Consider the following 23,117-nt stretch of genomic DNA (forward strand, 5'->3'; position numbering starts at 1 on the left):
AACAGCTTTCCGAATTATTCGATTTGCAAGCAAATCTCACCCTAAAGGGCCGCACTAAAGTGCGTTTGAATTTGCGAGCAAATTGATAAAGAATTTGCTTGGCGACCATAGCGTTTTGGACCCACCTGATTTCCATGCCGAACTCAGAAGTGAAACGAAATAGCGCCGATGGTAGTGTGGGGCTTCCCCATGTGAGAGTAGGACATCGCCAGGCTTTAAATTTTGGACACTTGCTGATTACAAGCGAGTGATACCACTGCGGAGTGGTAGTTCAGTTGGTTAGAATACCGGCCTGTCACGCCGGGGGTCGCGGGTTCGAGTCCCGTCCACTCCGCCACTTATATTAAGCCTCAGTCGAAAGACTGGGGCTTTTTTCGTTTTGGTTACCCGACTTACCTTAACCCCATTTCCATATTGAAACCTTGCATCGAGAGGCAGGCTCTTCTCTCGCTATGCTTTCTAAGCCCTGCCATGACGAGCTGACACGTAATTCTGTGACTTAGTCTTAGCTTTATTCCGATACCTAACTCTAGTTTTGAGCCTTTGCGCTTACCAAAGCTCCTTTTACTCGATATTAGAAAATCTAGTTATGTGACAGAGTTTAATTGTTTGAGGTGTCACTTGTTCCAATTTTGAAAATAGGACGACTTTGAATACAAGTTTAGTTTCACTGAGATCAAGAGTGAGGAGTCTAAACTTCCGTTAAGGCTTTGATCTACCTGAATACTAGCTCAGTTTTATCTCGGTGAGGTTGCTAACCCGTTTGGGTTCTGAACGCAATCACCCTAAATGTCTCTTTCTCATAAAAATATAAACTCGCTCATTGCTAAGTATTGTGAAAGTTTAGCTTTGATGTTTGCGAGGAGCCTATATTGCCAAGGGAAGAGAAGTGATGATGAAAATGCTTAAACTAAAAGACTCCCTCTATGGATACTATCTATCGGCAATAGTTAATATCTATGACACCGTAGCGTGACGATTATTCGGATATTTAACTGTATATCAAAGAGTAACAAGCGTTCTATTCTTGAAGGGGAGTCCGAAGATTAGATATGAAAAAAGCAGCTAGATAGCTGCTTTTTTATCTATTAAGTTACGTGTCTTTAAGAGTCCACTGGCTCCGTATGCTCCGGAGTGGTTATTGCTTGGTTGTTCTCTTCCATTTTCTTCTCTTCATCTTTTGCTTTTTCAATCATTGGGGTGATTGTTGAGCCTTGAATGAGGATAGAGAAAACAACGACGGAGTAGGTCATTACAAGAATAATCTCTTTTACATCGATTAACTTATCTTGAATCACCCAAATACCTGATGGAATAGAAAGTGCCATCGCTAGTGCCAGGCCTCCGCGTAAACCGCCCCACGTCAAAATACGTACTGACCACGGGTTATATTTTCTGTAACGTTTAAAGCCTATGTAAGAAAGAAATACACTTAGATAGCGAGCTGCTAGTACAAGAGGGACTGATATAGCCATCATGATCCAGTCTTCTTTGTGGAATTCAAATAGCAGCATCGACATACCGATCAGTAGGAATAACACGCCATTCAAGAACTCATCGACGAGCTCCCAAAAGTGGTCAAGGTGATCTTCACTCTCTTTTGAAAAGCCAATAAAACGTGTCCAGTTGCCAATCATAATACCAGATACAACCATCGCTAATGGTCCTGATACATGGATGTATTCAGCAAATGCGTAACCTGCCGTTGGGACACCAATGGTAAGTAATAACTCCATTGAGTGATCATCGGTGGCACTGATTAAGTAGTGGAATAGCAAACCGAGTACGAAACCATAAGTGATACCACCGATAGCTTCTTGGATGAAGAGTAAGGTGACACTACCTACAGTTGGTGCCTCAGTACCAAATGCAATCGTAAATAGAGTGACAAAGATAACCAAACCGAAGCCGTCATTGAAGAGCGACTCTCCTTCAATCTGGGTGGAGATACGTTTGGGAGCATCGAGCTTTTTAACTATAGCCAGTACAGCGATTGGGTCAGTTGGCGATATAAGTGCACCGAAAAGTAAGCAGTAGACTAAATCAAATTGGATGCCAATTAACTGACAGAATCCGTAGAGCGCAAACCCGATAAAGAAAGTGGAAAACAGGGTGGCTCCAAGGGCTAAAACAGTGATCTCCCACTTTTGATCTTTAAGGTTCGGGAGTTTGATGCCTAATCCACCCGCAAATAGTAAGAAGCCAAGAATGCCTTTGAGCAAGAAATCTTCGAAGTTGATCCTTGTGACCGTCTCCGTCGCAATTTCGGTGAGATGGAACCAGTTGTTTTGACCCGCAATTAAGATTAGAAGTGAAAGCACCATTGAACCTGCGGTAATCGCAATGGTGGTTTGCATCTTTCCTATCTTGCTGTTTACAAAAGCGATTAGCATTGCAGCTGCGGATAGAAAACATAAAGTATGATAGACCGACATAGAGCTCTCTATTTGTAACATTTTATGAATGGGATTCTCGACTGATGCTGCTTAAATAGCAAACATTTTTTCGCGATTATTTTGTAAGTTAAGAAGGAGATAAAATAATCATTAATTCCACGTTTAGACGTCTAGACTCCTGAAGTTTGTGTGATAGGATGGAAAGATAACTAAAGGAATGAGGCTGTACTGTGGGAAGTAACGTAAGACAACAGATTGAAGCTCAATTGAAGCAACGTATTCTTTTGATTGATGGTGGTATGGGAACCATGATTCAGGGATACAAACTTGAAGAGCAAGACTATCGAGGAACGCGCTTTGCGGATTGGCATTGTGATCTAAAAGGTAACAACGACCTGTTGGTTCTAAGTCAGCCTCAACTTATCAAGGAAATTCACGCTGCATATTTAGAAGCGGGTGCAGATATTCTCGAAACCAACACGTTTAACGCAACAACCATTGCGATGGCTGACTACGAGATGGAAAGCCTAAGTGAAGAAATTAACTTTGCTGCTGCCAAGCTTGCACGTGAAGTTGCAGACGAATGGACCGCAAAAACACCCGATAAACCGCGTTATGTCGCAGGGGTTTTAGGGCCGACGAACCGCACTTGTTCTATCTCTCCTGATGTAAACGACCCTGGATATCGAAATGTTTCTTTCGACGAGTTAGTTGAGGCTTACTCTGAATCGACTCGAGCGCTGATTAAAGGTGGTTCTGACCTTATTCTTATCGAGACCATCTTCGATACTCTTAACGCTAAGGCTTGTTCATTTGCTGTTGAAAGTGTGTTTGAAGAGATGGGTATTGAGTTACCAGTGATGATCTCGGGGACTATTACCGATGCTTCCGGTAGAACATTATCAGGTCAAACTACAGAAGCGTTTTACAACTCATTACGTCATGTTAAACCGATTTCGTTTGGTTTGAACTGTGCGCTGGGCCCAGATGAGCTTCGTCCTTATGTTGAAGAGCTTTCGCGTATATCAGAATCTTTTGTTTCCGCTCACCCAAATGCCGGGCTTCCGAATGCATTCGGCGAATACGATTTATCGCCAGAAGATATGGCTAAGCATGTTCAAGAGTGGGCTCAAAGTGGCTTTTTAAACTTGATTGGTGGGTGTTGTGGAACAACTCCAGAGCACATTCGCCAAATGGCACTCGCGGTTGAAAATATCGCCCCTCGTCAATTACCTGACCTTCCCGTCGCTTGTCGTTTGTCTGGCCTAGAGCCGCTCGCGATTGATAAAGACTCTTTATTTATCAATGTCGGTGAGCGTACTAATGTAACCGGTTCTGCGCGTTTTAAGCGCTTGATTAAAGAAGAGCTGTACGATGAAGCGCTCGATGTGGCTCGTCAACAAGTTGAAAATGGCGCTCAAATTATCGATATCAACATGGATGAAGGCATGTTGGATGCACAAGCTTGTATGGTTCGATTTTTAAACCTTTGTGCGTCAGAACCTGAAATCTCAAAAGTACCAATCATGGTCGACTCTTCCAAGTGGGAGGTTATTGAAGCCGGTCTTAAGTGCATCCAAGGCAAAGGCATTGTTAACTCGATCTCTCTCAAAGAAGGCAAAGAGAAATTCGTTGAACAAGCTAAGTTGATTCGCCGTTATGGTGCGGCTGTGATTGTGATGGCGTTTGATGAGATTGGGCAAGCAGATACACGTGAGCGCAAAGTTGAAATTTGTACCAACGCTTACCGAATTCTCGTTGATGAAGTGGGCTTTCCACCAGAAGACATCATTTTTGACCCAAACATTTTTGCCATTGCTACGGGTATCGAGGAGCATAATAACTACGCGGTGGATTTCATTGAAGCCGTTGGCGATATCAAACGTGATTTACCACACGCGATGATCTCGGGTGGGGTTTCTAACGTCTCATTCTCTTTCCGCGGTAATAACTATGTGCGTGAAGCGATTCACGCGGTGTTCCTCTATCACTGTTTTAAAAATGGTATGGATATGGGGATTGTGAATGCGGGTCAGTTAGAAATCTACGATAACGTGCCTGAAAAACTGCGTGAGGCAGTGGAAGATGTCGTTCTTAACCGTCGTGATGATGCCACTGAGAGGTTGTTAGATATCGCGGCGGAATACGCAGGCAAAGGAGTCGGTAAAGAGGAGGATGCCTCTGCACTTGAGTGGAGAACTTGGCCTGTTGAAAAGCGTTTAGAGCACGCGTTAGTGAAAGGAATAACTGAGTTCATCGTTGATGATACCGAAGAGGCTCGTGTCAATGCTTCAAAGCCATTAGAGGTGATTGAAGGCCCACTCATGGATGGGATGAACGTCGTCGGAGACTTGTTTGGTGAAGGTAAAATGTTCCTTCCTCAGGTCGTAAAATCTGCCCGAGTGATGAAGCAAGCGGTAGCGCATCTCGAGCCCTACATCAATGCAGAAAAGCAGGTGGGACAAACAAACGGTAAGATCTTGTTAGCGACGGTAAAAGGTGATGTACACGATATCGGGAAAAATATCGTAGGCGTTGTATTGCAGTGCAATAACTACGAAATTATCGATCTTGGTGTCATGGTTCCTTGCGAAAAGATCTTAAAAGTAGCGCAAGAAGAGAACGTCGATATTATTGGTTTGTCAGGGTTGATCACGCCTTCATTAGACGAAATGGTGCATGTTGCCAAAGAGATGGAGCGTCTCGATTTTAACTTACCTCTTCTCATCGGTGGCGCAACAACGTCAAAAGCCCATACAGCAGTTAAGATTGAGCAAAATTACAAGCATCCAGTTGTTTACGTGAATAACGCCTCACGTGCGGTGGGCGTATGTACTTCTCTATTGTCAGATGAACGTCGCCCTGAATTTGTTGAAAAACTTGAAGCTGATTACGAACGAGTACGTGATCAACATAATCGAAAGAAACCGAGAACCAAACCAGTGACATTAGAAGCGGCTCGAGCGAATAAAGTTGCGATCGATTGGGAAGCTTACACTCCTCCAGTGCCTGTTAAGCCTGGTATTCATATCTTCGATGATTTTGATGTGGCTATATTACGTCAATACATCGATTGGACACCATTCTTTATGACTTGGTCACTTGTGGGTAAGTATCCAACAATTTTCCAACATGAAGAAGTTGGTGAAGAAGCAAAACGTTTATTCGAAGATGCCAACGAGTTACTTGATCGAGTTGAGCGAGAAGGCCTGTTAAAAGCGCGTGGAATGTGTGGCTTATTCCCTGCTGCGAGCGTGGGGGACGACATTGAAGTTTATGCTGATGAAACTCGTACCGACGTTGTGAAAGTACTGCGTAACTTGCGTCAACAGACTGAGAAACCAAAAGGATTCAACTATTGTTTATCTGACTACATCGCACCTAAAGAGTCGGGTAAACATGATTGGATAGGGGTATTTGCTGTCACTGGTGGTATTGGTGAACGAGAGCTTGCTGATGAATACAAAGCACAGGGAGATGATTACAACGCAATTATGATTCAAGCGGTGGCGGATCGCCTAGCCGAAGCGTTTGCTGAGTATTTGCATGAGCGTGTCCGTAAAGAAATTTGGGGTTATGCTGCGGATGAAGATTTATCTAACAATGATCTCATTCGTGAAAAATACCAAGGTATTCGCCCTGCGCCGGGTTATCCAGCATGCCCTGAGCATACTGAAAAAGGACCGCTTTGGGAGCTACTTAATGTGGAAGAGAATATTGGCATGACTCTAACCTCCAGCTATGCAATGTATCCGGGCGCGTCAGTCTCTGGTTGGTATTTCTCTCATCCTGACTCACGTTACTTTGCGATCGCACAGATCCAAGAAGATCAGCTAGAGAGCTACGCCGATCGCAAAGGGTGGGATAGGATCGAGGCTGAAAAATGGTTAGGGCCAAATATTAACGGTTAAATTGATGTTTACCTCGTTCAAATGTAACAACTATTGAAACAACAAAGGGCTGCAGATACGCAGCCCTTTGTTTTATTGAGTTGAACTTACTTCTCAAACAACTCGGTGTGGAGTTTTTGTATGGCTTGTTTCGATACCGATTCATGGAGCAAGAAGCATAAGTTGTGAGGGCTAGCTCCATAACAAATCATGCGTAGGTTAAAATCTTCTAGCGTGCCAAAAACCTGTTTCGCGTAGCCTTTACTCTCACTCATGTTGTTACCAATGAGAGCAACGAGGCATAGGTCATGTTCAACTTCTACCTTACATAACTCTTCTAACTCTTCTCGTACAGCTTGCGGCAGCTGTGGTGCTCCGCCAGAGGTATCAGTTTGATCAAGTGTTAACGATACACTGATTTCAGATGTCGTGATCAAATCGACCGAGATCTTATGCTTTGCAAGGATCTCAAAGACCTTTGCTAAGAAGCCGTATGCGTGGAACATGTTGGCGCTGCGTAGCGTTACCATGGTTTGGTTACAACGCAAAGCTAGCGCACGGAACAACGGTGAGCTTTCGACTTGGTGGCGAATCCAAGTTCCCCCTTTTTCTGGCTCTTTCGATGACCCTACAAATACCGGAATGTCGTGGCGCAATGCGGGTACTAGCGTAGAAGGGTGAAGGATTTTAGCGCCAAAGTTAGCCATTTCTGAAGCTTCACTAAAGCTGATCTCGGGAATTGGTGAGGCTTTTGGCGCAATTCGCGGGTCTGTTGTGTAGATGCCCGGAACATCAGTCCAGATTTCTAACCCTGCCGCTTTGACGCTCTCAGCAATTAAGGCGGCGCTGTAATCGCTGCCTCCTCGACCTAGTGTTGTTGTATTACCTGCTTCGTCAGATCCTATGAAGCCTTGAGTAACAACAACGGATTGTTGGCAAAGTGGTACGAGTTTATCTTGCGCAAGCGTCGAAATTGCTTCAATGTTTGGCTCCGCGCGACCAAAGTTGTCATCAGTACGCAGCACATCGCGGATATCAAAGCGCACTGCTTGAATGCCTCGCTCACACATTAACTGAGTTAGAATGTGCGTCGACATGAGTTCACCACATGCGACTAAATGATCGGTTAACTTCGCACTAGCTTGGATAGATGCAGCCTCGGCCAGGCTGGTTACGGTATCTAATATACCATACACCTCGGCAGCAGTTTTCGTGCTGTCTTCGAGCTGAGTTAAAATGGCGTCATGAATATTGGCCAGATTTTGCAGCAGCTCAGTACGGTGCGTTTGATCCTGTACACCATTGGCGAGTTCCACCAATAGGTTGGTGACGCCAGAACAAGCGCTGCTCACGACCAGGCGAGTATTTGGATTGTTTTCGATAATGGTGGCACAACGACTCATTGCCTCAAAGTTGGCAACACTGGTTCCACCGAATTTAGCTACGTTAAATGCGCTCACTGCGTTCTCCCACGACTTCCTAAAAAATTGTACATCCAATGTTTAGTGAGAAAAGGAACAGAGCAAAAAGAGAGGTATTTAGAATGCTATTTGAAAAATTTACCCTCAGAAGCCCTTCATCAGACTGCGCTGATGACAGTTGATGGGATTCAGCCCAATTCAACCGACAAGTCAAACCCTGCAACTTTGACTTACCTCGGCACTACTCCCCCTCAATGATTGGTGTTGGAATTGCGGTTCCACAAATCATCTACCTGGGTAGCGCTCCTCTTCTACATAAAGCTCAAACATTGAACGGTTTTGAGGCCTTAATGTCAATCAATATTTCAACCTTTATGGTGTTTTTTATTAACGATTTTGTGACACTGGTTTGACCTCCATACTTACGGCTAATTGCTGATAGAGGAAAAATCTATTAGGGTGAAGAACCCTACACCTGAGCCATGTTATTGAATAGAACTTTTAGAATGCTCAGGATAAAAGATAATCAAGGAGCTGACATGTCGATCCAAAGCTTTATTCCACCTCACCGTATTTTAATGGGACCTGGTCCTTCTGATATTTATCCTCAAGTGTTACAAGCGCTAAGCCGTCCTACCGTAGGTCACCTTGATCCTCTGTTTATCGGTATGATGGATGAGCTCAAGCAGCTATTGAAGTATGCCTTTCAAACTGACAATGAGTTCACTATTGCGGTTTCAGCGGCAGGTAGTGCAGGGATGGAAACCTGCTTTGTAAACTTGATCGAGAAAGGCGACAAAGTGATCGTCTGCCGTAACGGTGTATTTGGTGAACGCATGCGCGAAAATGTCGTCCGTGCTGGTGGTGAAGTTGTTATCGTCGATGATGAATGGGGGACGCCTGTTTCCATTGATAAAGTCGAGCAAGCACTCGAACAGCACCCAGATACAAAAATTCTTGCTTTTGTGCATGCGGAAACCTCAACTGGTGCAGTCAGTGATGCTCAAGCATTGGGTAAGCTGGCGAAACAGCATAATGCATTATCTATTGTTGATGCGGTGACATCGCTTGGTGGTGTGCCGTTAAAAGTGGATGAATGGCAACTGGATGCGGTTTACTCTGGTAGTCAAAAATGTTTGTCATGTGTACCTGGGCTCTCACCAGTGACGTTTTCTCCTGCCGCGATTGAAAAGATTCAAGCAAGAACAACACCAGTACAGAGTTGGTTCCTCGATCAGAGTTTAGTTTTGGGGTATTGGAGTGGAGAAGGCAAGCGTAGTTACCATCATACGGCGCCAGTTAATAGCTTGTATGCGCTTCATGAAGCTTTATTGATACTGAAAAATGAAGGATTAGAAAACGCTTGGGCTCGTCACCAACTGATGCATGAAAAACTCAAAAATGGCTTACAAAAGTTAGGCTTTGAATTTGTTGTGGACGAAGCCCATCGGTTGCCACAATTAAATGCGATTTACGTGCCTGAAGGAATTGATGAAGCAAAAGTTCGTGCTCACTTGCTAGAAACCTATAACCTAGAAATTGGTGCAGGCCTTGGGGCATTAGCTGGTAAAGCGTGGCGTATTGGCTTAATGGGTTACGGCGCTCGATCTGAAAACGTTGCGCTGTGCTTAAAAGCGTTGGAAGAGTCACTCACTGAATAAAATCATACAGCAATGAGATAAAGAAAAGCGAAGGTCATCCCTTCGCTTTTTTGTATTTATTACTCAGCTCCTGAAGTGGGGGCTGGTGAGGCAGAGATTGCTTGAGAAGGTGGTTGGTAATTGACGTCACTGAAATCAATCTTCGGGAACAAAAACTGCGCTTCAGCTCTAATTTGCTCCGCTTTACTTGAGTCATCTAAGCCTTGGTAGGCCAAAATCAAATTATTATAAAATGCAGGGCGAGGCTTATCTTTGATGATTTTTAGCGACCAATCGATATAAGGCTGAATCAAGGCTGCGTCTTGTTGGTACAGCCCTATATTTAAAAACGTGCTATAGACATCCCAATCAAACCTGTCTTTCCAAACTACAGGGTTACTGACTTGATTCAGAATATCAGGGTTAGTTGGCCTAGTGGTCTCAAACTTCGTTAATACATAGTTCGTATGCAATGCGCTTACCATGTAAAACGTAAACGCAACGGGAAGTACCAAACTAAAAACACGCAGCAAGCTTTTGGTCACATTACTAAAGCCGACTTGTCGATAACGAGAGACGCGCTGATCGACCCAGTACAGCAGGATAACGAAGATCAACCAATGCACGAGAGAGTGGTAGAAAGGGTATTCCAGTTGTGAGTGCAATACGATAGGTATAAACAAGGCTAGCAACGCAAGACGAGTTCCGCGTTTGGCTTGATAGATTCGATACAGTACCAGTGCCATCGCTAAGAAGATACCGAGTATTGGCAGCAAGCCACCTTCTACTCCCCAGTAAAGTAGCTCATTATGCGGATGATCCATGGCTGGCAAACCAGCTGGGTAATTCTCATTTAGGGCGTGTTGACGAGCCGTATACAGCATATACTCAGACTCAAACTTGCCATATCCATAGCCAGTAAAAGGCTTTTCAATCACCATGTCTAATGTTTGCGGAAAAGTATACGCTCGAGGAGACTCCATGTTTACTTTTTCTGCGGCTAACCCGCTTCCATCAGGAAAGGCAAGATACATGACAACAATTGAGAGTGCGAGCCCAGTGACAAGCGACGTAACCCAGCGGATAAAGCGCCCTTTGGTTGCAAAGCGATACATGTATGGGATGACCAACAAAACGGCGATGATCGATGCTAACCAACCAGTGCGTGAAGCCAACGCCACAATCAATGGTAAGGTTAAAACTGGCACGGCATAGAGAAGATAAACATCGCTTAACTTACGGTCGTATTTGTAAGGCTGACGTGCAAGTAAATAGCTGGCAATCACCAATCCTGTCGCAAGAAAACTGGCCATTACATTAGGCTGTTGGAAAATACCATAAGGACGATTGGCCACCGTGTCGTAACCAAACGGATTGCCTGGTTTGAGATACAGATATTGTGTCAGACCAAAAATGGCTTCGATAACAACCGCAAGGACAATGAACCATAATAGGCGTTGGCGATGTTTATTACTGAAATGAAATTGTTGTAAGACAATAAAGAACAGGATGCCACACCACAGGCCAATGAGCTTATTGGCTGCCAAACTGCTATTCGCATTTGGGTACAGAATGGGCACCGTCATGATAAGAGCACTAATGAACAAGCCGATGGTTAGTTTTGAGTAACGTAGTACTCGATTATTCGCGAGTTGGTAACACCCAATGCCCAATGCAAAGCTAAAAGCAATCCAAGTTGTCGCATTGAACGAAAGCGAAAGCCCCGAACCGCCGGGGTTGGGCATGAAAAAGTGCATTGCCAACACAAATAGTGTTGCCAAGGCAATGAGAAACTTGCGATTGAGGGGAACCTGTACTTTTTCGGGAGAAAGCTTTGTTCCACTTACATGTATAGTAGCCATAGTTATTGCGTTGTTTTGAATGAAAAAAGACCAGCACTTGCTGGTCTCGATACTTTACCTGTTTTTTCTACTTCAACATAGGCTTGAGGAAGTGAGCTGTGTGCGATCCCTCGATTTGCGACACATCTTCCGGTGTGCCTTGAGCGATTATCTCGCCGCCACCCTGACCCCCTTCAGGACCAAGATCGATAATCCAGTCCGCAGTCTTAATGACGTCCAGGTTATGCTCGATCACCACGACAGTGTTTCCGTGGTCGCGAAGTCTGTGCAATACAGTGAGCAACTGCTGGATATCATGGAAGTGAAGGCCGGTTGTTGGTTCATCCAAAATGTACAAGGTTTTTCCTGTATCACGCTTGGATAGCTCTCGCGCTAGTTTCACACGCTGAGCTTCACCACCGGAGAGTGTCGTTGCCGCTTGACCTAGGCGAATGTAAGACAAGCCAACATCCATTAGAGTCTGTAGCTTACGTGCTATAGCAGGTACGGGTTCAAAGAACGTTCGGGCGTCTTCGACCGTCATTTCTAGCACTTCATCAATGGTTTTGCCTTTGTAACGTACTTCAAGTGTTTCACGGTTGTAGCGCTTACCTTTACATACATCACATGGCACATAAACATCTGGTAGGAAATGCATTTCAACTTTAATGACACCATCACCCTGACAGGCCTCACAACGACCACCGCGTACGTTAAAGCTAAAACGTCCAGGCTTGTAACCGCGAGAACGCGACTCCTGTGTGCCTGCAAACAGTTCACGGATTGGGGTAAAGATCCCCGTATAGGTTGCAGGGTTAGAGCGAGGTGTACGACCAATTGGGCTTTGATCGATATCGATAACCTTGTCGAAGTGCTCTAGGCCTTTAATCGATTTATAAGGTGAAGGTTGAGCCGTTGTTGCTCCGTTGAGTTGGGTGTGAGCAATTTTAAAGAAAGTATCATTAATCAGCGTTGATTTACCTGAGCCAGATACCCCTGTAATACAGCTGAATAACCCAACAGGAATAGAGAGATTAACGTTCTTAAGGTTATTACCTGTTGCGCCTAAGAGCTCAACCGTTTTTTTCGGATCACGCGGCGTGCGATCTTTCGGCACTGCGATTTCTTTAGCGCCACTTAAGTACTGACCTGTCAGAGAATTCGGATTTGCGATTATCTCTTCCATGGTGCCTTCCGCGACAACATTACCACCATGTACGCCAGCACCAGGACCGATATCTATGACATGATCCGCACAGCGAATCGCATCTTCATCGTGCTCTACCACAAGTACGGTGTTACCTAAATCACGCAAATGAGTGAGCGTTTTTAATAAGCGTTCATTATCACGCTGGTGGAGACCAATCGATGGCTCATCCAGAACGTACATCACCCCTACTAAACCAGCACCAATTTGGCTCGCTAAACGAATACGTTGAGCTTCACCGCCTGATAAAGTTTCAGCACTGCGTGATAAGTTTAGGTAGTTCAAACCGACGTTAACTAAGAATTGCAGGCGGTCGTTGATTTCCTTCATCACTTTTTCAGCGATTTGGGCTCGTTGACCTTCAAGTTTCAAGGAATGGAAGAATTCCAATGCATCAGCAATGCTAAGTTCAACAATCTCAGGCAGTGTCGTATCAGCAATAAACACGTTACGTGCTTCAAGGCGAAGACGAGTACCACCACAGCTTGAACAAGATTTAGTGGAGATGTATTTCGCAAGCTCTTCACGGACAGAGTTGGATTCTGTATCACGATAGCGACGTTCTAGTGTATTCAGAATACCTTCGAATGGATGGCGCTTAACGCGAATATCGCCACGATCGTTGATGTATTTAAACTCAATCTCAGTACGACCTGAGCCCTTTAGAATGACATCTTGCGTTTTCTTTGGCAGAGAATTAAAAGGGGCATGGAGATCAAAACCATAATGATCAGCCAATGACGTGAGCATTTGGAAGTAGTAATAGTTCTTTTGATCCCAACCGCGAATCGCACCTTGTGCCAAGCTTAATGAATCATCTTGAATTACTCGGCTTGGATCGAAGTATTGCTGCACACCCAAACCATCACAAGTGCCACATGCACCAGCAGGGTTGTTGAATGAGAAAAGTCTCGGCTCCAACTCTTGCATGCTGTAACCACATTGTGGACAAGCGAAGTTGGCGGAGAAAATAATCTCTTCACCGTCTCCATCCATTGGCGCGACAACCGCAATTCCGCCTGATAATTCGAGCGTTGTCTCAAAAGATTCGGCTAAGCGCTGTTGCAGGTCTGGACGAACTTTAAAGCGGTCGACCACGACTTCAATGGTGTGCTTTTTATGTAGCTCTAGCGTTGGAGGATCAGATAGATCGCATGTCTCTCCATCAATACGCGCACGAATAAAGCCCTGAGCTGCCAGGTTCTCAAGCGTTTTAACATGCTCACCTTTACGCTCTTTGACAATAGGGGCCAACAGCATCATTTTGCTGCCTTCTGGCATCTCCAGAACTTTGTCCACCATTTGACTGATGGTTTGTGCGGCAAGAGGGGCATGGTGCGTTGGACAGCGTGGTTCGCCTACACGAGCATACAACAGACGTAAGTAGTCGTACACTTCGGTAATTGTACCGACGGTTGAACGCGGGTTATGAGAAGTAGACTTCTGTTCAATAGAAATCGCAGGTGATAACCCTTCAATATGGTCGACATCGGGTTTTTCCATCAGAGACAAAAACTGACGAGCGTAGGCAGAGAGAGACTCTACGTAGCGTCGTTGGCCTTCTGCATACAATGTATCGAAAGCGAGAGAGGATTTACCGGAGCCACTTAGTCCAGTAATGACAATCAGTTTATCGCGAGGGATTGTAAGATTAATGTCTTTGAGGTTATGGGTTCGGGCACCGCGAACTTCTATTTTATCCATCGTTTTTGCTCTATGTATAACCAAGTGGGGCAAGTATTACATAGTGTGAGAAATGTGCAAAGAAAATTACTGGATAAAAAAACAGTAAGAATAAAAGCCCAACATAATGCCGGGCTTTAGAAACAATAATTTCGTACTACGACGATGCTTTATACCGCTTTTTGTGTTGCGTGTTTACCTAACTCAGAGGCTTTTTCATCTTTTAGATAAAGGTTTTCAAAACAGTAGTTGGTTGCTTCGATGTAACCTTCAACACTACCACAGTCAAAGCGTTTGCCTTTGAATTTATAAGCCAAGACACAGCCCGCTTTTGCTTGTTTAAGTAGCGCGTCAGTGATTTGAATTTCACCACCTTTACCTGGCTCTGTGTTTTCAATCAGTTCAAAAATATCGGGAGTCAGGATGTAACGACCAATGATCGCAAGGTTGCTTGGTGCCGTGCCTTTCTCAGGTTTTTCTACCATGTCGTCTACGCGGTAGATGTCATCTTTGATCATTTCACCAGAGATAACGCCGTATTTGTGAGTCTCATCTTCTGGGACTTCTTGTACGGCAACGATAGAACAACGGAACTGTTTAAATAGCGCCACCATTTGAGCTAGCACGCCTTCTTCTTCGTTGACACAAAGGTCATCAGCAAGAACGACGGCAAATGGTTCGTCACCCACCAGTTCACGCCCGGTCAGAATCGCGTGGCCTAAGCCTTTCATCTCGCGTTGACGGATGTAAGTGAAGTTTGCAGATTCAATGATTTCACGGATATCTACCAATAGCTCTTCTTTATTGGTACCGCTAATCTGGTGTTCTAGTTCGTAGTTCTTATCAAAGTGGTCCATGATAGAGTGTTTGCCACGACCTGTCACAATACACATGCCGTTCATACCAGCTTGAATTGCTTCTTCAACGCCGTATTCAATAAGCGGTTTATTCACGACTGGCATCATCTCTTTTGGCATAGATTTCGTTGCCGGTAAGAAGCGAGTGCCATAGCCTGCAGCAGGGAACAGACATTTTTTAATCATTGGGGGAATATCCTATCTCGTTATTATCAAGAATCTGCGCATAACTTTAACACGAGAGTCGTCAATGAATCATGAATAAAGTAGGAAAAAGTGTGAGACTCAATGCGGAAAAAAGATGAGCGACTCGTCATTTTAGTCATAAGAGTCGCGGCATCGCATCATGACATTAAGTTTTGATCTGCCCAAGCGATTGCTTGAACCCGATTCTTCACTGATAGCTTTTTGAATATCTGATACAAGTGCGATTTGATGGTGAATTCACTGACAAATAATTCCTCGGCCATTTGGCTGTTTGAGGCGCCAGCTTGCAAGCAACGCAGTACTTGCAGCTCGCGAATGGTTAGGTCTACCGTAGCTGGGGCAGTATGAGTATTAATGACGTTACGGTAATAGTGTAAAAGTTGACTGGTTACATTACGCGGCAGCCAGTTTTGACCGTTAACAATGCCTTTTAATCCTTCTCCAATTTGCTCTAGCGTATCTTCGGAATAGAACAGCCCCTTTAGTTGACCAAATGAAAGAAGCTCATCCGTGGTCAGCCTTTTAGGGACATTGAACACAACGGTTTCAAAGTTCTTCCATACCAGCGGTAAGTTTTTGATCGATTGAACGAGTGATTTATGTTCACTGAAGTCGATCAGTAGGATTTTATTACGATGCTGTGGCTTAGCTTCCATGAGTGCTTCGGTCGAAATCACCGGGATGCTCATATCAATGTATTTTTCGAGTGCCGCCACCTTTTTTTGCGCATTATCTTCCATACTGATCAGAAATAGCTTTCTTGCGTAAGCCGACTTTCTCACGTGTTCAAATCTCCCAGCGTTCAATAAAGGCCATAAGTTGGCATTAAAGAGAGGTTATAACCATAGCTTTACTGAATAAATGCGTTCGAATTCAAAGCTTCACGAAACGATGTCTGCAACGCGAATCAAAAATGCTACAGGCGTAAGTTGAAATGCGATTTGGGTTCTAGTAGGTGACTCATTAGATCACAATGGTATTAGACTTTAATCAAAACATTAAAGCGTGCTATTCTAATGCGCTAAAATTTTATATATCCAGAGTGAAACGGAGCACATCATGGCCAGCCGTGGAATTAACAAAGTTATTTTGGTGGGGAATCTAGGTAACGACCCTGAAATTCGTTACATGCCGAACGGCGGTGCAGTAGCAAACATTACTATTGCGACTTCTGATTCATGGCGTGATAAAGCGACTGGCGAACAGCGCGAAAAAACGGAATGGCACCGTGTTGTGTTGTTCGGCAAACTTGCGGAAGTAGCAGGTGAGTACTTGCGTAAAGGTTCTCAAGTATACATTGAAGGCCAACTGCAAACTCGTAAATGGCAAGACCAAAGCGGTCAAGATCGCTACTCAACTGAAGTCGTTGTTCAAGGCTTCAACGGCGTGATGCAAATGCTTGGCGGTCGTGGTCAAGGTGGCGGCGCACCAATGGGCGGTCAACAGCAGCAGCAAGGTGGATGGGGTCAGCCTCAACAACCAGCTCAGCAGCAGTACAATGCGCCTCAGCAACAGCAACAACAGCAGGCTCCGCAGCAACCACAGCAGCAGTACAATGAGCCACCAATGGATTTTGACGACGATATCCCGTTCTAAATTCTGCTTATGCTTGAATCGAAAAGGCCGCGAATATCGCGGTCTTTTTTATTGTCGCTATCTAATGATCTCAAAGGCTTATCTCAGCAAGGTTAGGCGTAACAATAAAACTTATCAATGAGTGTGATGTTCTTTATGCTCCAGCCTCTCACTATCAGACGAATCCGATTGTTTGATGAACTCTTATCAAGTATAAATATTTCAATAAGGTATATGATGAATAAAAAAGGAATTTGGTATTCATGAGGTATACCCCAACTCTTAAGTTAAGCACACGGCTGGTGGCTTTTGTCACCATGATCGTCATCTGCGCCATGTTTATCTTGTTTGTCGGTGGCACCCTCTCTTTTAAACGTCTTGGGCAGGAATATCTCACCCATTATTTAGAAGGGATCGTAGAGGTGGTCGACAAGGAGATGGAAGATCCTGACGCTGCTTATTCTATGCAGCGCTGGATGCCGAAAATGCTGCAGGCTTCCAATATTGTCGAAATGACATTGTCGACCAACAATGCGGTTGTTTATCGCTTCAAAGATACTTCTCATCAAATGGAAGCGTCAGTCTTGTTTGAGACAGAATACCAACTGACTCACAATCAAGATTACACGATTCATTTTAAAGCGATCCCGCCTTACTTAGGTTACAGCTACTCAATGCAGGCGCTTTGGTCGATCACGCTTGCCGTTATCTTGATCATCTTCTGTTTAATGCGTGGCGTTGCGTGGCTTAAGGAGCAATTAGAAGGCTCTGAAATGCTCGAAGAGCGAGGCAGGATGATCCTTGCTGGTCGGGTAGAGCAGTATGCAAAAGGTGACAAAAAAGAATGGCCTTATACTGCCAGTGAAGCGCTCGATGTATTAATTGAAGAGTTACAAGATGCGCGTCAAGAGCGAAGCCGATTTGATACCTTTATTCGAACTCAAACCTTCCTTGATAAGTTAACAGGTACCGCCAATCGAGTGCTGTTTGATAGCAAACTGGAATCGGCGTTGCTAGAAAGTGGGGCTCGCGGTGCCGTGTTGCTGGTGCGCATTCAAGACTGGAAACTGGTTGAAGAAGAGCAAGATAAGCAAATTACGGATGAGTTTATTGTTGAAGTTGGGAGTTTATTATCCAACTTAGTTCAGCGATATCCTGATGTTGTGTTTTCTCGTTATTACGATGCTGATTTTGCGTTATTTCTGCCGCATCAAAGTGCCAAAGATGTGGCTAATTTGGCATCACAATGCATTCGCCAGTTAGAAAAATTAATTCCGCCAGAGCCACTCGACCCAGACAACTGGTGTCATATCGGCATCACTACTTATAAAGAGGGTGAGCGACACAGCCAAATCATCGATGAAGCAGAGACAGCTTTGCGTAGTGCGCAACTACAAAATAACAATAATTGGAGTCGCTTCAAAAAATGGAACCACGATGAAGAAGCTCGCGGAAGTGTGAGGTGGAGAACGTTATTTGACACAGCACTTACACCAGAAAATGTGATACTCTACGCACAATCAGTGCACCCAATAAGTGATGCGACGCATAAAAAATCATTATATAAAGAGTTAACATGTCGGATTCGCGATCCTGAGAATGGCATTGTTAAAGCGTCTCGGTTTATTTCTGCGATCAGACAGGTTGGTTATGAAGCGCAAATGGATAAGTCAGTTGTTAATAAATTCTTAAGAGAATTTAAGGATAATTTTGATAACTCAAGATCGTATGCGCTCAATTTGAATGTAACGCCTTTTTCTAACCGAGAGTACTTTAAATGGTTTCGTGATGAACTCTTACAGTTGTCACGTGAACAGAGAAAGTGTCTCAGTTTTGAGTTTGTTGAAGCACAATTTGTAAGACACTTAGACTTTATGCGACCAGTCGCTAAAATGCTGGCCGGTTTAGGGTGCCACTTAATGGTTGGGCAGGCTGGACGAACCATCGTCAGCACTCACTATTTAAAAGAAGTGGATATTCGTTACCTTAAACTTCATCGCAGTTTAGTAGCAAAAATCGACCAGCGACATGAGAACCAGCTATTTGTCCGCAGCATGCTAGGTGCGGCGGCAAACAGTAAAACTAAAATCATAGCAGTGGGAATTGAGAATCAAAACGAGCTCAACACGTTAATTGAGCTCGGGGTTTATGGTGGGCAAGGGCGTTACTTCTCTGCAGAGCAGCAGTTTCTTCCTCGTCCACAAGCATTGCCAAGTTCTCAATCAGAATCCCAAGTGAAATTGGGAAGACGAAATCGCTGGCGTAAAAAATAAAGATAATAATCATGGATTTCAAAGCACTACTCGACAAGCTCAAACGATCATCTGGTGGTGGTCGTCCCTGCTTTTTGGTTATTCAGCCAGACGCCGTTTATTTATCATCTTCAATAAAAAGTGGCCGCCCATACCAATTTGATATTTCTGAATCCAATTGGGAGAAAGCCGTAGAGCAAGCATTGAGCGTTGCTGCGAGTGCGTATGATTCTCTAACGGTTGTCCTTTCTCATAACTATTATCAGATGTATCAAATCGACAAACCTGTCATGCCGCGCCAAGAATGGCCTGCAGCATTACCGTTTTTGTTGAAAGAACTGATCTCTGAGCGCGCCGTTGACATTATTGCCGATGCGGTAGAGCTACCCAATTCAACCAAAGTGCAAGCTTACGTCTTATCACGAAAAATGTTGGATAAGATCGTGTTACTGGCCAGTCGCGCCCAGTTGCCATTAGAAGCTATTCTTCCTGAAGACGATATTTGGGGAGAGACCGCAGGTGAACTAGGTAACTTCCTATTATTACAACGCAGTGTGCGTGGTCACTTTCGTATTAGCGCTTTTGTCGAAAATACTATCGCGTTCCATCGTTCGATTCGAAGTGTGACGCCACCGTTAACGGGGGTTCCGTCTAGCGAGTTACAGATGGATAGCCTCTCGTTAGAACTGCAACGTTCGATTGATTATCTTTCTTCTCAGTTGCGCCATGTGCAGCTGCATCAATTGAAAGTGTGTTGTGATGAGGAGGATGAGAGTGAGCTTGTTCAGTCTCTGAACTACCGTTTAAGCACTAAAGTCTCTCTGTTATTACCACCAGAACATGAGCTATCAGGACACGTTTTAGCAGATGCTGCTGCGGCTTCTAATACTCGACGCGTTAACTTATACCCTGATTACTTAAAGCCGAAAAAAGAGCTCCTGACACTAAGAAATATCGCGTTATCTTGGGGTGCCGCGGCTGCGGCCATTCTACTCTCTTACGGCTATGTGACTTGGCAGAGCAGTGGTTTAGAAGATGAAATTGCAATTGTAAAAAGCAAAGGCGATATCATGAAGTCAGAGCTTGAACGCTATCAAGTCAAGCTACGTAAGCATCAACCCGACAATAATAAGCTGGCAGCTAAAGCCCGCTTAGAGCGTGAAGTCAAGGCGAAGCGAGACTCGCTTAAAGCCGTCGGGAAATACGATGACTCGCAGCGCACGGGTTACTCTGGCGTGATGCAATCATTAGCTAAGCTAGGAAACCAAGAAATTTCTTTGTCCGAAATTCGAATCAATAACCATACCTTAGATCTGAAGGGACTGGCGAAAAAGCCGAGCTCAGTACCAAGTTGGGTTAACCAATTTAAAAATGAAATTAGCTTGGTTGGCCGGACGTTTGACGACGTCAAAATTGGCCGAAATGATAAGGATATTGTGACGTTTGAACTAAAAACGCGCGAGGATAAAGAGAAATGAACGAATTCTGGCTCTCATTAGAAGAGCGCTTTGGCGAAATGAGCGCGCGTGAAAAAGTGCTTATCGCGCTGTGTGGTTTAGTTGTCGTGATCATGTTGCTTTTTACGCTGGTACTGGAACCAAAGCTTAACGAGATCATCAGTAATGAGAGGCAACTAAGCAATTTAAAGCAAGCCAATCAAAAGATTGAAATCGACACGCTACGTATTCAAGCGCAGCTGAAGAAAGATCCAAACGCTGAGATTGATCGCTCGATATCTAACCTGCTAACAGAAAGTCAGCACCTTTCGATGCAGCTAGCGGAGATCATCGAACACCTTATTACACCTTCGCAAATGGCTGAGCTGCTGGAAAATGTATTAGAGCAGCAAAGTGGCATTCACCTTTTGTCTTTGCAAACTTTGCCATCTGAGCCAATTACGGAAGATAAAGAAGCATCGCAATACTCTGGTTACTACGTGCACCCTGTACGCATGGAGCTGACTGGCGACTACTTTTCTATTGCCAATTATCTAAATAAATTGGAGAGTCTTCCTGCCAGTTATTATTGGCGCAGCTTTAGTTACAAAGTCGAAGAGTACCCGAAAGCGAAGCTTGTGTTGGAAGTCTACACACTAGGATCTCGAGAGGAGTTTATTGGTGGTTAAAAAACTCATCATCTCATTACTTGTCATGGCTGCGGCAGGAACCGCTTGGGCGAACCAAGATCCAACGGCACCACTTGGCTGGGAAAAGCCTGCGGTTGAAACGTCAGCGAAACCAAAAGCAAAACAGTACCGACTGCCTACGCTCAACAGTATTGTGTGTAAGCCAAGTACTGCTTGTATCGCGATTATGGATAACAAGCTTGTTGAAAAAGGCGAGCTATTTAAGGGTTATCGCGTCGCGAGCATTAATAGTGAATTTGTAACTTTAAAGCGTGGTAACCGTCAGTGGGACCTAGAGCTTTTTGGTTTAAACGTAAAAAAATAATAACCAGAGCCTGATCAGATATGCGCAAATTAGTTGTAGGAATAACGATTGCTTCTTTAATGGGATGTTCAATGGGTCACCGTGACCCTGTGGAAGTCAAAGAAGCGCTCAATGAATCTATCAATCAAGCGAACAGCCGCACGTTAGAAGAAATTCCTTCTTCTGTCGAAGCGGACCTGATGCCTAACTTAGACTCGAATGTTGCTTCAGAGCAAGGCACCTCGAAGCGTTTCCGTATTCAAGCGAATGCGGTCGATGCACGAAGCTTTTTTGCCTCGCTAGTCAAAGGCACTGAGTACAGCGTGGCGATTCATCCAGCGGTACAAGGTAATATCACCGTCAACTTGTCAGATGTTACGTTGGATGAAGTCCTGAGCGTTGTACAGAACATGTATGGCTATGATGTGGTGAAGTCTGGCAAAGTTATTCAAATCTACCCTGCAGGTATGCGTACGGTAACCATTCCTGTTGATTACCTCCAGTTCAAACGCTCTGGTCGATCATTGACGAGCATTGTCACGGGCTCAGTGACCTCGGCTGGTACGTCTAATTCTGGCGGTAGCTCAGACAGTTCTGACTCATCAGACTCTGACAATGGAAGTAACAGCGGCGATAGCTCAACGACCTCTACGGGCGGTACGCGCATCGAAACCATCACTGAAAGTGACTTCTGGCCGATGCTGCAGCAAGCCGTTGCTAATCTAATTGGTTCAGGCAAAGGACAAAGCGTTGTCGTAACACCTCAAGCAGGAGTGATTACGGTTCGAGCGTTTCCAGATGATATTCGAGAAGTCCGTGAGTTCTTAGGTGTATCGCAGGAGCGCATGCAGCGTCAGGTCATTCTTGAAGCTAAAATTCTAGAAGTGACGTTGAATGATGGCTACCAACAAGGCATCAACTGGTCGAACTTATCGGCGTCAATTGGTAACTCGGGTAGTGTCGTAGTGAACCGCCCTGCGTCGGCATTACCACCGTTGGATGCGATTGGCACGCTATTGGGCGGCCAAACCAACGTGACTATCTCTGATGGCAACTTCAATGCTGTGTTGAGTTTTATGTCTACACAAGGTGACTTGAACGTTCTTTCGAGCCCTCGTATTACCGCTGCCAACAACCAAAAGTCGGTCATCAAAGTGGGTACCGATGAGTACTTTGTTACCGAGCTATCGAGCAATGCAGGCAACGGTGAAAACTCAAATGCCGTTCCAGAAGTGGAATTGACACCATTCTTCTCAGGTATCTCTCTCGATGTGACTCCGCAAATTGATAACAAAGGCAATGTGTTCCTGCATGTTCACCCTGCGGTTATTGAAGTCTCGGAAGAAGTGAAGCAATTGAACTTGGGCGGTGAGTTCCAAAACATCCAATTGCCATTGGCAAAAAGCTCTATTCGTGAATCAGACTCGGTTATTCGTGCTAAAGATGGCGATGTTGTGGTTATCGGCGGTTTGATGAAACAGCAAAATCGTGAGCTTGTTTCTAAAGTCCCATTTTTGGGTGATGTGCCTGCATTGGGGCATTTGTTCCGCAACGTAAATAACGTGACTGAGAAAACAGAATTGGTCATCTTGCTAAAACCGACCGTAGTTGGTGTGAACTCTTGGCAGAAAGAGCTAGAGCGCTCTCGTGATCTGCTGCAAGAGTGGTTCCCAGATGCGCAATAAGCGCGGGGAAAGGTTCCGTTTTTCAATGAGTTTG

General features: G+C 44.7%; 14 protein-coding genes, 1 tRNA gene, 1 rRNA gene and 1 riboswitch. Of the genes, 10 read left to right on the top strand and 6 right to left on the bottom strand.

Going from position 1 to position 23,117, the window contains the following annotated elements:
• Positions 1 to 97 precede the first annotated feature (97 nt).
• Together rrf and NDJ01_RS01890 are read left to right on the top strand one after the other, a co-directional pair.
• Positions 98 to 214: ribosomal RNA gene (gene rrf / locus NDJ01_RS01885) — 5S ribosomal RNA — on the top strand.
• Positions 215 to 260: 46 nt separating this feature from the next.
• A tRNA-Asp gene (locus NDJ01_RS01890) sits at positions 261 to 337 on the top strand.
• Between the two features lie 766 nt (positions 338 to 1,103).
• On the opposite strand, the gene NDJ01_RS01895 is transcribed toward NDJ01_RS01890, so the two are convergent.
• Positions 1,104 to 2,435, bottom strand: a complete 1,332-nt coding sequence (locus NDJ01_RS01895) for a sodium:proton antiporter (RefSeq protein ID WP_041852885.1) — start codon at positions 2,433 to 2,435, stop codon at positions 1,104 to 1,106.
• 191 nt (positions 2,436 to 2,626) lie between these two features.
• On the opposite strand from NDJ01_RS01895, the gene metH reads away from it, so the two are divergent.
• Positions 2,627 to 6,307 (top strand): methionine synthase, encoded by a 3,681-nt coding sequence (gene metH / locus NDJ01_RS01900; protein ID WP_258586149.1) that lies wholly within the window; start codon positions 2,627 to 2,629, stop codon positions 6,305 to 6,307.
• 86 nt (positions 6,308 to 6,393) lie between these two features.
• Here the strand turns inward: metH and lysC are convergent, their stop codons facing one another.
• Positions 6,394 to 7,746: a lysine-sensitive aspartokinase 3 gene (gene lysC, locus NDJ01_RS01905; RefSeq protein ID WP_042523508.1), complete on the bottom strand. Its 1,353-nt coding sequence runs from the start codon at positions 7,744 to 7,746 to the stop codon at positions 6,394 to 6,396.
• 101 nt (positions 7,747 to 7,847) lie between these two features.
• A riboswitch (Lysine riboswitch) is annotated at positions 7,848 to 8,026 on the bottom strand.
• Between the two features lie 220 nt (positions 8,027 to 8,246).
• Between lysC and NDJ01_RS01910 the strand changes: the two genes are divergently transcribed.
• The gene (locus NDJ01_RS01910; RefSeq protein ID WP_258586150.1) at positions 8,247 to 9,368 is read left to right on the top strand and encodes an alanine--glyoxylate aminotransferase family protein; all 1,122 of its coding nucleotides are present in this window, start codon (positions 8,247 to 8,249) and stop codon (positions 9,366 to 9,368) included.
• Between the two features lie 59 nt (positions 9,369 to 9,427).
• Here the strand turns inward: NDJ01_RS01910 and NDJ01_RS01915 are convergent, their stop codons facing one another.
• From NDJ01_RS01915 to NDJ01_RS01930, 4 genes are all read right to left on the bottom strand, one after another.
• The gene (locus tag NDJ01_RS01915; protein WP_258586151.1) at positions 9,428 to 11,209 is read right to left on the bottom strand and encodes a PglL family O-oligosaccharyltransferase; all 1,782 of its coding nucleotides are present in this window, start codon (positions 11,207 to 11,209) and stop codon (positions 9,428 to 9,430) included.
• Between the two features lie 67 nt (positions 11,210 to 11,276).
• A complete protein-coding gene (gene uvrA, locus NDJ01_RS01920) occupies positions 11,277 to 14,099 on the bottom strand; it encodes an excinuclease ABC subunit UvrA (RefSeq protein ID WP_258586152.1) in 2,823 nt (940 codons plus the stop codon).
• A gap of 149 nt (positions 14,100 to 14,248) precedes the next feature.
• Positions 14,249 to 15,121, bottom strand: coding sequence for a UTP--glucose-1-phosphate uridylyltransferase GalU (galU, locus tag NDJ01_RS01925; RefSeq protein ID WP_005397418.1), 873 nt, complete (start codon positions 15,119 to 15,121; stop codon positions 14,249 to 14,251).
• A gap of 158 nt (positions 15,122 to 15,279) precedes the next feature.
• Positions 15,280 to 15,924, bottom strand: coding sequence for a LuxR C-terminal-related transcriptional regulator (locus NDJ01_RS01930; protein ID WP_005397417.1), 645 nt, complete (start codon positions 15,922 to 15,924; stop codon positions 15,280 to 15,282).
• Between the two features lie 277 nt (positions 15,925 to 16,201).
• Between NDJ01_RS01930 and NDJ01_RS01935 the strand changes: the two genes are divergently transcribed.
• The 6 genes from NDJ01_RS01935 (at position 16,202) to mshL (ending at position 23,083) form a co-directional block, all read left to right on the top strand.
• Complete coding sequence (locus tag NDJ01_RS01935; protein WP_012841367.1) at positions 16,202 to 16,738, top strand: single-stranded DNA-binding protein; 537 nt, start codon at positions 16,202 to 16,204, stop codon at positions 16,736 to 16,738.
• A gap of 242 nt (positions 16,739 to 16,980) precedes the next feature.
• Entirely contained in the window at positions 16,981 to 18,990 is a 2,010-nt protein-coding gene (gene csrD, locus NDJ01_RS01940; protein WP_258586153.1) for an RNase E specificity factor CsrD, read from the top strand.
• Positions 18,991 to 19,001: 11 nt separating this feature from the next.
• Positions 19,002 to 20,447, top strand: coding sequence for an MSHA biogenesis protein MshI (locus NDJ01_RS01945; RefSeq protein WP_258586154.1), 1,446 nt, complete (start codon positions 19,002 to 19,004; stop codon positions 20,445 to 20,447).
• Positions 20,444 to 21,094 carry a type II secretion system protein GspM gene (gene gspM / locus NDJ01_RS01950; RefSeq protein WP_104970993.1) on the top strand — a complete coding sequence of 217 codons (651 nt, stop codon included), beginning with the start codon at positions 20,444 to 20,446 and terminating at the stop codon, positions 21,092 to 21,094. The genes NDJ01_RS01945 and gspM overlap by 4 nt, the downstream gene beginning before the upstream one ends.
• Positions 21,087 to 21,419, top strand: a complete 333-nt coding sequence (locus NDJ01_RS01955; protein ID WP_047009165.1) for a hypothetical protein — start codon at positions 21,087 to 21,089, stop codon at positions 21,417 to 21,419. Before gspM ends, NDJ01_RS01955 begins: the two co-directional genes overlap by 8 nt.
• A gap of 20 nt (positions 21,420 to 21,439) precedes the next feature.
• Entirely contained in the window at positions 21,440 to 23,083 is a 1,644-nt protein-coding gene (mshL, locus tag NDJ01_RS01960) for a pilus (MSHA type) biogenesis protein MshL (RefSeq protein ID WP_203346884.1), read from the top strand.
• The last annotated feature ends 34 nt before the right edge of the window (positions 23,084 to 23,117 follow it).

Source organism: Vibrio sp. HS-50-1, assembly GCF_024747315.1.
Lineage (GTDB): Bacteria > Pseudomonadota > Gammaproteobacteria > Enterobacterales > Vibrionaceae > Vibrio > Vibrio diabolicus.

What these genes read in the sequence shown, in the direction of transcription:
- NDJ01_RS01895 (WP_041852885.1), bottom strand. Translation starts at nt 2,435, where the DNA reads ATGTCGGTCTATCATACTTTATGTTTTCTATCCGCAGCTGCAATGCTA.
- NDJ01_RS01910 (WP_258586150.1), top strand. Translation starts at nt 8,247, where the DNA reads ATGTCGATCCAAAGCTTTATTCCACCTCACCGTATTTTAATGGGACCT.
- NDJ01_RS01915 (WP_258586151.1), bottom strand. Translation starts at nt 11,209, where the DNA reads ATGGCTACTATACATGTAAGTGGAACAAAGCTTTCTCCCGAAAAAGTA.
- uvrA (WP_258586152.1), bottom strand. Translation starts at nt 14,099, where the DNA reads ATGGATAAAATAGAAGTTCGCGGTGCCCGAACCCATAACCTCAAAGAC.
- galU (WP_005397418.1), bottom strand. Translation starts at nt 15,121, where the DNA reads ATGATTAAAAAATGTCTGTTCCCTGCTGCAGGCTATGGCACTCGCTTC.
- NDJ01_RS01935 (WP_012841367.1), top strand. Translation starts at nt 16,202, where the DNA reads ATGGCCAGCCGTGGAATTAACAAAGTTATTTTGGTGGGGAATCTAGGT.
- csrD (WP_258586153.1), top strand. Translation starts at nt 16,981, where the DNA reads ATGAGGTATACCCCAACTCTTAAGTTAAGCACACGGCTGGTGGCTTTT.
- NDJ01_RS01945 (WP_258586154.1), top strand. Translation starts at nt 19,002, where the DNA reads ATGGATTTCAAAGCACTACTCGACAAGCTCAAACGATCATCTGGTGGT.
- gspM (WP_104970993.1), top strand. Translation starts at nt 20,444, where the DNA reads ATGAACGAATTCTGGCTCTCATTAGAAGAGCGCTTTGGCGAAATGAGC.
- mshL (WP_203346884.1), top strand. Translation starts at nt 21,440, where the DNA reads ATGCGCAAATTAGTTGTAGGAATAACGATTGCTTCTTTAATGGGATGT.